Source organism: Bacillus sp. LL01 (genome assembly GCF_001037965.1).
Window position 1 is genome coordinate 1 of record NZ_LFEL01000042.1, and the last position, 9,777, is coordinate 9,777.

Here is a 9,777-nt window from a genome sequence, read left to right on the forward strand (position 1 = left end):
CGCCATCATGGCTGGGTGATCATTCATCGATTCTTCAAACTGTTGATTTTCAGTAATAAGCTGCGTTCTCCACTCCTCACTATCATCTGTTGCAAAGACAAATCTAGTCATCATTCCAACTAATAAAACGACCCCTAATAGAAGGCCCACCATTATCCATGTACCAAGACGTTTATAGATTTTTATGTGTTCATTCTTAATTAAGCGAAACAACTGACTCATCTAATTCCCCTCCGTCATTTCTAAAAATTTCTCTTCTAGTGTTGTCTCATGATTTGACACACTATAAATTAGAAATCCTGCTTTAACAATTGTTTCTATTAATAATGGTATTTCCACCCTCTCACARGTAACTTCTAGCTTGTCATTAATAAGCTTAAAATCGTACTCTTTAATAAATACCCTCATATATTGATAGACTTCCTCTGCTCGATCAACTTCAAATCGAAAAACAGCATTGGACTTAGAATTAACGAAATCATCAACCGTCTCGACACTAACAAGGCTCCCCTCTTTAATGATTCCGATTCGGTCACACATTAGCTGCATTTCCGATAAAAGATGACTAGATACAAATACCGCCAGGCCTTCTGTATGAGCAATATGTCTAATATATTGGCGAATTTCTCTAATACCCGCTGGATCTAATCCGTTAGTCGGTTCGTCTAATATTAACAAGGAAGGTGAATGGAGCAGAGCTTGCGCCACTCCTAACCGTTGACGCATTCCAAGTGAATACCCTTGCACCTTTTCATTAATTCGTTCTTCTAATCCTACTAATGTGACGACTTCCTTCACTCTCTCTTCTGAAATTTTATCGGGATGCATTCTTGCATAATGAACCAAATTATCATACCCAGTTAAGTATTTATACATTTCAGGGTTTTCAATAATGCCTCCGATGTGCCTGATCGCCTCTTCAAACTCCTTTTCAATATCAAATCCTTGAATAAGGATTTCTCCTTCTGATTTTTTCATTAGGCCGACAAGCATCCGAATCATTGTCGTCTTTCCTGCTCCGTTCGGTCCAAGAAAGCCAAACACCTCACCAGGATAAACATCCAATGAAATCCCGTGAATAATTTCTTTTTTACCAATCTTCTTTTTCACATTTCTAATTTGAGCAACTGGTTGTTTTTTTGTCACCTTGATGTCCCCCTTTAACACTTCTATCCGCATTATGACACCCAATCTTTAAATGAGTCTTATGAAGTTCTTAAAAAAAGCTTAAAATAAAAGACCGAATAATGAGATAATAAAAAGAGCGTAGTTATTTTCAATAAATGACATGGCAAGGCCTATGTCCCTTATTAGCATGTATTAACTTTAAGGAGGTAAACCGATGAAACACTCAGATATCATTCCTTTTTACGGAGGAGAACATCCAGACCTGTTCGAAATTGAACGAAGATGCATGGATAGGCAGGGTAAAGTAATAGAAGCTCTAGATCATCTGTTACCAAGTGGAATGGTTTTAGATATTGGTGCTGGGAATGGTTTCACAGCAGAGCAGCTACACTCAAATCATCGCACCATTGTCGCTATCGAGCCTGACCCATTAATGATTGATTCGACTAAAGCGATCATCTGGTCAAAAGGCACAGCACAAGACGTTCCCTTTCACACAAGTACATTTGATGCTGCTTACTCTACTTGGGCCTTTTTCTTTGAGGGTGTTGCAGACCTTGAGAAGGGTCTAGATGAAATGAAGCGGATCGTGAAAGGGGACGGGCTACTAGTCATTGTAGATAATTACGGTGAGGATGAATTTTGCTCCCTTTCTAAAAATCCAATCGCAAGTAATGTGAATTATTGGGTCAACAAAGGTTTTGAGTATCAAATCATTCATACTTCCTTTTCTTTTGATTCGGTAGAAGAAGCACGAAAACTACTGAGCTTTTACTTTGGTGAAAATGCTGCTACAATCAATAAAACCGAATTCGAGTATAAAGTGGCGATGTTTATAAAGAAAAACACTAAAGAATAGAAAAGAAAGGAGCCCATCAAAAATGGCTCCTTTCTTATTTCATTTCAACGGTAAACCTTCCTTTGCACTCTTCTCCCCAATAGAACTCAAAATGGTCACCATCTTGAATCGGCCCTACTCCTTCAGGGGTWCCCGTATAGATGAGATCCCCTGCACCTAAGCCAAATACATCCTGACATTCCGTGATGATCGCTTGAAAATCAAACATCATGTCTTTTATGGTTCCATCTTGTACCGTTTCACCATTTTTCACTAGAGAAAATGTAAACTCTCYACATTCCTCAACTCCCGGAAATGGAAATGGATCAGTTGTAATCGCAGCATTCGGAAATCCTTTTGCTCGTTCCCACGGTTGTCCTTTTTTCTTCAATTCACTCTGAACATCACGTAAGGTAAAATCAATCCCCAGCGACATAGCGCTAACTACATCCTCAACAAGATCTCCCTTTTTCACCTGTTGATCGATATGTAATACAATCTCAAGCTCATGATGAATCTCCCCTTTATCAACAGGAAATGCAATCATATCGCCTTTTGCATAGGCCAATGAGTGTGTAGGCTTTGAAAATAAAATAGGAGAATCAGGTACTTCAWTTCCTAATTCCACTGCATGTTTTGCATAATTTCGTCCAATACAAAAAATATTCTTTACTTCGCTCATCTCTAACCCTCCTACCCTTATGTAAGTTGCTTAATTCTTGATACTATTTCATCTGTCACTTCACTTGTCGTGGCCTTACCACCTACATCAGGTGTTTTAATCCCAGCTTCTGTGACATCCTCCACAATGTTCAGTAGCTGTGTCGCAAGTTCCGTTTCTCCAAAATGGTSTAACATCATTTTACCTGTCCAAATTTGACCGATTGGATTGGCAATCCCCTTCCCTACAATGTCAGGTGCCGATCCATGAACAGGTTCAAACATTGAAGGATAGCTCCCATCAACATTCAAATTGGCAGCAGGTCCAATCCCAATACTTCCCATCACAGCTGCGCTAATGTCTGTTAATATATCGCCAAATAAATTACTTGCTACGATGACATCAAACTCACTAGGCTTCGATACTAAAAAAGCAGCTAAAGCATCAATATGAGCAGAGCGCTTTTCCACATCTAGATAATCTTGTCCAACTTGATCAAACACTTCATCCCAAAATGGCATCGAAAAGACAATTCCATTYGATTTCGTCGCACTTGTGACATGTCCTTTTCTCGTTTTTGCTAACTCAAAGGCATAGTGCATCGCGCGCTCAGTTGCCTTTCTAGTAAATACAGCATTTTGAACGACCACTTCATCCTCACCTGAGTGAATACGTCCTCCCACTTCACTATATTCGCCTTCACTATTTTCGCGCACAACAATTAGATCAAACCCGTTAGGATTGATGACCATCGGAGTAATACCTCTTAATTGCTTGGCATGACGTATATTTAACGTTTGCTTAAATCCTCGACGAATATTAATTAAGAGTCCCCATAACGATGTATGGTCAGCTACAAGATTTGGATTTCCAACTGCTCCTAAAAAGATGGCATCATGCTGACTGAGTTGATCAAGTCCATCTTTTGGCATCATCTCACCGTACTCTAAATAATATTCACAGCTCCACGGATACCATGTATGCTCAAATTTCAAGCCACCATGCACTTGGGCAATTGCATTTAACACTTGGGTGGCATATGGCATAATTTCTACTCCAACCCCATCTCCTGGGATTACACCTAATTTTATCTTTTTCACACTAACACTCCTCTCCAAGTTGTATTTTATAGAAAGATTCTAAAAATTGAAAGCGCTTTGTTCCGTTCAATGAATAAAGCGCACAGTTTCCTTTAAACTGTGCACCCGTTAGATTAAATCCCTGCAGACCGTTGCAAACGTTTAACAATTTCATCAAAGTCTTCTTGTGAAATACCAGGTGCAAATTCTTCCGGAATCTCTTCTAAATCAGGCATCGGGGCTCCAGCAGGTGCACCAACTATCACTTCTAACTGACCTCCTTGTAGAGGGTGATCTCCTTTCCAGATCTTATCAATATCTCGGTAATCAGTTGCACTCCATGTATATAATTTACGATGAACCCCTTCAGCTTCAAATTTACGGGTAGTTTCGAATGCCGCATTATCTAAATTTGGAATTGGAAGCATCTTTGTCACATCAACACCTGTTGCAATCTCGATCGCCTTAGCATAAGCAACAACATGTACTCCTCCGCGGACAAGGAGATAACCAATCATTTCACGAGCAACCGGGTTACTCGTCATTTCATACACCCGCATCTTATGGGTTCTTGCTCCGCATTCTAAGAAGAAGTTATGCAAGAGATCAAGAATTAAGTTCCCACTATTAAACACATAGTCTCCTCGCCAGGAACCGCCCATCGAATCCATCGGGTAGGACGTCTGAGCGGTTTGAATAAAGTGAGCTGTGTTTCGCTTATCCGTAGCAGCTCTCATTGGGGCAATATTGGGATCCCCTGGGAAAGTAGTCCCTTCAATCATCAAGTTAATCGTATTGGAAACAAGCTCTACATGGCCCAATTCTTCTGCTGTAATACTTGCCACTAAATCAAAAAAAGGCTTTAACTTTTTCTTATTCCTGAAGTTAAACGACTGAAACAAGTAATTATTCAACGTCGACATTTCTCCAAATTTCCCACCAAGTAGTTCTTGCACAGCGGCTGCTGCATTGGCATCAGGAGCTTTAGGTTTTGGTAGTTCAATAGCTAAGCGATTATAGCGAGTAAACAAAACAACCCCTCCTATTCACATCAAGTAACTCTATATCATGTATGAGAGAGATTGTTTGTCTTATAACCTTTTATTTAGAGAACAGATGAAGAGCACCGATTCGCTCCATCGCTTCAGTTAATGTCGCTTCATCCGCCAGCAATCCGATCCGTACGAAACCTTCTCCGTACTCTCCAAATCCAATACCAGGTGCTACAACGACCCTTGCTTCATTTAATAAAATGTCCGCAAATTCTTCAGATGTATGGTTTTTTGGGACAGGGAACCAAGCAAAGAAAGACCCACGTGGTGCTTCCACTTCCCAACCTGCTTTGTGTGCTGCATCTACTAATGCCTTWCGACGTGATTCATAGGTAGCAACAAGATCAGTCACACATTGTTGATCAGAAAGCAATGCATGAGCTGCCGCCTCTTGAATCCCACCAAATATACTGCAGAAAAGATGATCTTGTAGCTGTTCAATCGCGCGAACGACGCTTTTGTTTCCAACAACAAAGCCCACACGCCACCCTGCCATATTGTAAGACTTAGATAAAGTCATTACCTCTACACCGACATCTTTTGCCCCTTTTAACTGCAAGAAACTAAGAGGCTTTACTCCATCAAAACCAATGGCGCCATAGGCAAAATCGTGAACAATACAAATATCATGTCTTTGTCCAATTTCAATGGCATCTTGAAAGAGCGTCGGCGTCGCAACAGCTCCTGTTGGGTTATTTGGATAATTCAAGAACATCAATTTTGCTTTCTTTAATGTATCCTCGCTAAGCTTTGAGAAATCAGGGTGGAAGCCCAATTCTTCTAATAAAGGCATCATATGCATGCTTGCCCCACTTAACTCTACGCCTGACCAATAATCTGGATAACCTGGATCAGGAACAAGAGCCAGATCTTCTGGATTCAACAAGCACTGGCTTAATTCAATAAGCCCTGTTTTGGCCCCGCCGAGTACAGCAACTTCATTCTCAGGATCGATTTCTACCCCGTACTCTCTGTAATAATAGTCGGCAACCGCTTCCTTTAAAAAGGAGTGACCCGCAAATGGTGCATATTTATGATGAACAGGATTTTCGGCCGCTTCTTTTAATTTATCAACAATGTGAGTAGGTGTTGGCTGGTCCGGATTGCCTTGTCCTAGATTAATCACATCATCATGCTTACTACTARTTTCACTTACTTTTTTCACTAGCTTCGCGAAAAATTGACTGGGCAATCGTTTCATTGCCTCAGATTGTTCAAACGTTTTCATCTCTCTCACCTCTATCATTCTATCTTGCAATAAAAAAAGAGCCCTTTTCAAATTCTGAAAAAGGCTCTTGTCCGAATAAGACAATTCGCTTATCTCTCAGAATACAAGATTCTGCAGGAAGGAGCACCTTTCCAAATGGCGGTTGCTGGACGTCGTCGGGCCTGTTCCCTCGGTCTCTCTTGATAAGTGATGATTATTCATTTTTGTCTAACGCCCTATGAAAGCGCTACACATTATGTAATTACTCTTTATGAATGAGAGTTTACAGAATTGTTAACGATTTGTCAATCTTTGTTGCTAGAATATAAAAATCCTTGCTTCTTTAAAAATGTATCTAGATGAGCTCGCTTTGGTGTTGAAAAATGCCCTGACATCATTTCACTCCATGTAGTCTCACGTTTTCCGCTTGTTCGATCTGTGTAGTAACGTTTCATTTCTTGATCATACTCTTCTAGGGCTGCATCAATTTGCTCATTGTTGTACGTTTCATAATGCACAGAAGCTGCTTCAGGTAATCTTGGCTTTTGAGTAGGATCTTGATTAGGCTGTCCTACACATAACCCCATCACCGGGAACGTATAATCTGGTAGAGAAAGTAACTCACTTACTTCATCTGGCAGGTTACGAATGCCGCCAATCATCACTCCACCGAGTTCATAGGACCTTGCAGCCACTAACATATTTTCAGCAACAAGCGCCGCGTCCACAGCACCAACAAGAACTTGCTCAATTCCACCAACTTCAAAACTTTTCTGATGAAGTTCACTTGCTTTTTTCAAGCGACTAAAATCTGCACAAATGACAAAGAAGACAGGACATTGTGCAACATATGCTTGATTTCCGACTAACTCTGCTAGCTTGTCTTTTTTCTTTTGGTCTTGAATCACAACGATACTATACGCTTGAACATGATGAGAGGTTGGTGCCCATCTACCTGATTCTACAATATTTTCGATTTGCTCTTGGCTCACCTTTTCATTTGTAAATGATCGGATAGAGCGATGGCTTTGAAGTAACCGTATTGAATCATTTTGCATCATCATCAACCCTTTACTAGTATTTATTTATTAGTTTACATGAAAAGGGCTGATCATTAAAAGAAGAAGGCTCAGTAATTTAATGAACGAACCCCTTGTTCGCTCATTAGAAATATTTTACAATGAAACTATTCGCTTCAACTTCAGCTTATTAGAAAAGGAGAAAACCTCATGACCAAACGAGCAACTTCGATCCAAGATAACGAACGAATTGCMTCTCTTGATATGATGCGTGGCATCGCATTGCTAGGAATTCTATTAGCTAATAGTCTTCATTTCCAATACGGTCTATTTTTGATTCCTAGTCTACATGATTATTACCCACTCGGTACGATTGACCGGATTACTGAGAGTGCCATCTTATTTTTGGCAACAGCTAGCTTTTATACATTATTTTCTTTCTTATTTGGTTATGGTATGGCTCTACTCAAAGAAAGACTCGAACAACGTGAGCTTCGCTTTGGTACTGTCTATTTCAGAAGAATGGGTATTTTACTAGCCGTTGGATTTTTGCATTATCTTTTTATTTGGGATGGAGATATCTTATTGACCTATGCGCTTGGAGGTATGCTCCTCTACTTCTTCTTACGTCTAAAGGAGAAGGGGCTTTTGGTTTGGTCATTAATCCTTCTTTTGTTAATGACCACTAGCATTGGCATGCCAGAAGATGAATCTACCCTTGTTGTTGAAGATTCATTAGCTGCCTACTCAGTCATTGAAAAAGAAGTGCTCACCTCAGGAAGTTATGCTGAGGTTGTTCATTTCAGGTTAACGGAGGATATGTTTGGTCTAGGAGGATACGGTCAAATTCTTGTTATCCTAAGTGCGATGATTGCCGTCATTGGTATGTTCTTATTGGGTGCTTTTGTCGCAAGAAAGAAATGGCTTCTTAACATTGATACTCACCGTCCACTATTGAAAAAGGTTTGGTTGATTACTCTTCTTGTAGGGTTTCCGGCTAAAATCCCTCATGCATTTATCGGAGATTCCTATCAATATGAGATGCTCCATATGACGATTGGGGGACCCCTTGTTGCGATGTTCTATGCAACGAGCATTGCCTTACTTGCCACGAACCCTACTGCGAGAAAATGGTTACAGCCTTTTGCTATGGTAGGTCGTTTGTCACTTACGAACTACTTGATGCAGTCGATCGTTTTCACGACCCTTTTCTTTGGATACGGATTTGGACTTTTTAACAGCCTTGGTTATTTTGTAGGAGCTATCCTTGCGATGGTGTTCTTCTTGATACAAATTCTGTTTAGTAAATGGTGGATTACACACTTTAAAATGGGACCGTTTGAGTGGTTCTGGCGTGCTGGTACGTATTTAGAAATCCCAAAATTAAAACGAGAATCCTGATTAAAAAGCTGAGGGCTACACTCCTCAGCTTTTCTTATAGATAAAGGTCTCAAGCACTAACCCTTCGGTGGTCCGTTCATTTTTAAAAGGTTGAAACCCTTCACTTTTGTATAAGTTTACAGCAGGAAGATTGTGACTAGCCGTCGTTACAAAAATAGGTGCCTGAGCTCTCTCTTTTACTTCTTGTATGAGTCTTCTGCCAATCCCTTTCCTAAAAAAATTTGGGGAGACAATCACTTTATTTAGCTCCCAATAACTTGGCTTAATATCAATTGCTACAGCCCCCATTACATCATGGTCGTTTGTAGCAACATACCATTTTAGAGAATCGACTAACAGGTCTTTGGTTGTTTCTGCTAGAGGAGGTAGTTTCGGATAGTTTATGAGAGCCGCTTCCACTTGATAGGCTTGCTGCTGTAACTCTATTAATTTTAAAGCCATGTCTTCGCTTAAATTGAAATAATGATTTATTCTCATCAAAAGCTCTCCCTCGGTTTAGTCGGACTTTTMTTTCTCTTATTCGATTTWAAACGTAAGGTTTCCTACTTTTTACAAAAAATAAGACATCCAATTTTCTTTGGATGCCTTACTTCATTTTTGGACAAGACGTACACATTACCTTGTCTGCAGAACATTTATAAGCAAAACAGCAGGTTAGCCTTTCCTCTTGTTTCTGCTCTTGATAAAAGGGCGCAAAAGGATTCTTTCTCAATCCGAACAAGTCTCCGCTCGCTTGCCCTATCCATTGAAAATCTTCTTGCACACGAGTCAGATCTGCTTTTTCAGGCAGAACAGTGTGATAGAACCACTTTATATACGCAAATGTATTCTCCCATAGAGTAGCAGTTGGAATACCTGTTTGCTTATGAAGAAGTTGCCATAAAGGAGTAAGATGTTCAGCAAATAACTGAGTAAATAACGTCTCAATTTGTCTTGAACCTTCCTCACCCTTCTTTATTTCTTCATAGTTTAGTTGAGCGATATGAATAGAAGGTAGCCACCATTGTTCAGAAGCTGAATCCGAAAGCTGCAAATCATCTTTGCTCCATGCTAAACGCTTATTGTAAACCGTTAACATTAAAAGGGTTGGTAAAGTGATGATGAGACTGTAACGTTTAGAAAACATCGAAGCAGCGACTAGTAAGTCAGGAGCATTCACTTCTTTTCGTACATCTTCTAAATATTGAAAAAGAAATTCCTCATCAAATAACTGATGAACAGCACACGATAAAGGTTGAGTTTGTTTTAAATTAACCGTCAATCGAGTCGATTCAAGGGCACTAATTTCATCAGCTAAGAGCTTTGTAAGGACCAAACGAATCAACCTCCTGTTTGACAATACATCTCCCTCTACCATGCGGAATACATAAAGGTGTTCCAAATAAAGGATCT

Annotated in this window: 10 protein-coding genes, 1 pseudogene and 1 riboswitch; of the genes and pseudogenes, 2 read left to right on the forward strand and 9 right to left on the reverse strand. The window is 40.0% G+C overall.

Features of this window, described 5'->3' with window-relative positions:
• Both AB685_RS23045 and AB685_RS23050 read right to left on the reverse strand, forming a co-directional pair.
• A pseudogene (locus tag AB685_RS23045) lies at positions 1-222 on the reverse strand (ABC transporter permease); the annotation flags it as partial.
• A complete protein-coding gene (locus AB685_RS23050; RefSeq protein ID WP_241773369.1) occupies positions 223-1,146 on the reverse strand; it encodes an ABC transporter ATP-binding protein in 924 nt (307 codons plus the stop codon).
• Positions 1,147-1,342: 196 nt separating this feature from the next.
• On the opposite strand from AB685_RS23050, the gene AB685_RS23055 reads away from it, so the two are divergent.
• Entirely contained in the window at positions 1,343-1,987 is a 645-nt protein-coding gene (locus AB685_RS23055; RefSeq protein WP_047972920.1) for a class I SAM-dependent methyltransferase, read from the forward strand.
• Between the two features lie 34 nt (positions 1,988-2,021).
• Here the strand turns inward: AB685_RS23055 and AB685_RS23060 are convergent, their stop codons facing one another.
• The 5 genes from AB685_RS23060 to nfsA all read right to left on the reverse strand — a co-directional run bounded on the left by AB685_RS23060 (position 2,022) and on the right by nfsA (position 7,029).
• Positions 2,022-2,648, reverse strand: a complete 627-nt coding sequence (locus AB685_RS23060) for a fumarylacetoacetate hydrolase family protein (protein WP_047972921.1) — start codon at positions 2,646-2,648, stop codon at positions 2,022-2,024.
• A 17-nt stretch (positions 2,649-2,665) separates the two neighbouring features.
• Positions 2,666-3,727: a tartrate dehydrogenase gene (locus tag AB685_RS23065; protein WP_047972922.1), complete on the reverse strand. Its 1,062-nt coding sequence runs from the start codon at positions 3,725-3,727 to the stop codon at positions 2,666-2,668.
• 113 nt (positions 3,728-3,840) lie between these two features.
• Positions 3,841-4,737: a manganese catalase family protein gene (locus tag AB685_RS23070; protein WP_047972923.1), complete on the reverse strand. Its 897-nt coding sequence runs from the start codon at positions 4,735-4,737 to the stop codon at positions 3,841-3,843.
• A 70-nt stretch (positions 4,738-4,807) separates the two neighbouring features.
• The gene (locus tag AB685_RS23075) at positions 4,808-5,986 is read right to left on the reverse strand and encodes a pyridoxal phosphate-dependent aminotransferase (RefSeq protein WP_047972924.1); all 1,179 of its coding nucleotides are present in this window, start codon (positions 5,984-5,986) and stop codon (positions 4,808-4,810) included.
• 86 nt (positions 5,987-6,072) lie between these two features.
• Positions 6,073-6,175, reverse strand: a riboswitch (SAM riboswitch).
• 95 nt (positions 6,176-6,270) lie between these two features.
• Positions 6,271-7,029 carry an oxygen-insensitive NADPH nitroreductase gene (gene nfsA / locus AB685_RS23080; RefSeq protein ID WP_347230882.1) on the reverse strand — a complete coding sequence of 253 codons (759 nt, stop codon included), beginning with the start codon at positions 7,027-7,029 and terminating at the stop codon, positions 6,271-6,273.
• A gap of 165 nt (positions 7,030-7,194) precedes the next feature.
• Here nfsA and AB685_RS23085 point away from each other — a divergent pair, with 165 nt between their 5' ends.
• A complete protein-coding gene (locus AB685_RS23085; RefSeq protein ID WP_047972926.1) occupies positions 7,195-8,385 on the forward strand; it encodes a DUF418 domain-containing protein in 1,191 nt (396 codons plus the stop codon).
• A 24-nt stretch (positions 8,386-8,409) separates the two neighbouring features.
• Here the strand turns inward: AB685_RS23085 and AB685_RS23090 are convergent, their stop codons facing one another.
• Together AB685_RS23090 and AB685_RS29875 are read right to left on the reverse strand one after the other, a co-directional pair.
• Positions 8,410-8,862 carry a GNAT family N-acetyltransferase gene (locus AB685_RS23090; RefSeq protein WP_047972927.1) on the reverse strand — a complete coding sequence of 151 codons (453 nt, stop codon included), beginning with the start codon at positions 8,860-8,862 and terminating at the stop codon, positions 8,410-8,412.
• A gap of 109 nt (positions 8,863-8,971) precedes the next feature.
• The coding region (locus AB685_RS29875; RefSeq protein ID WP_206742931.1) for an IucA/IucC family C-terminal-domain containing protein at positions 8,972-9,777 on the reverse strand (806 nt) is incomplete at its 5' end.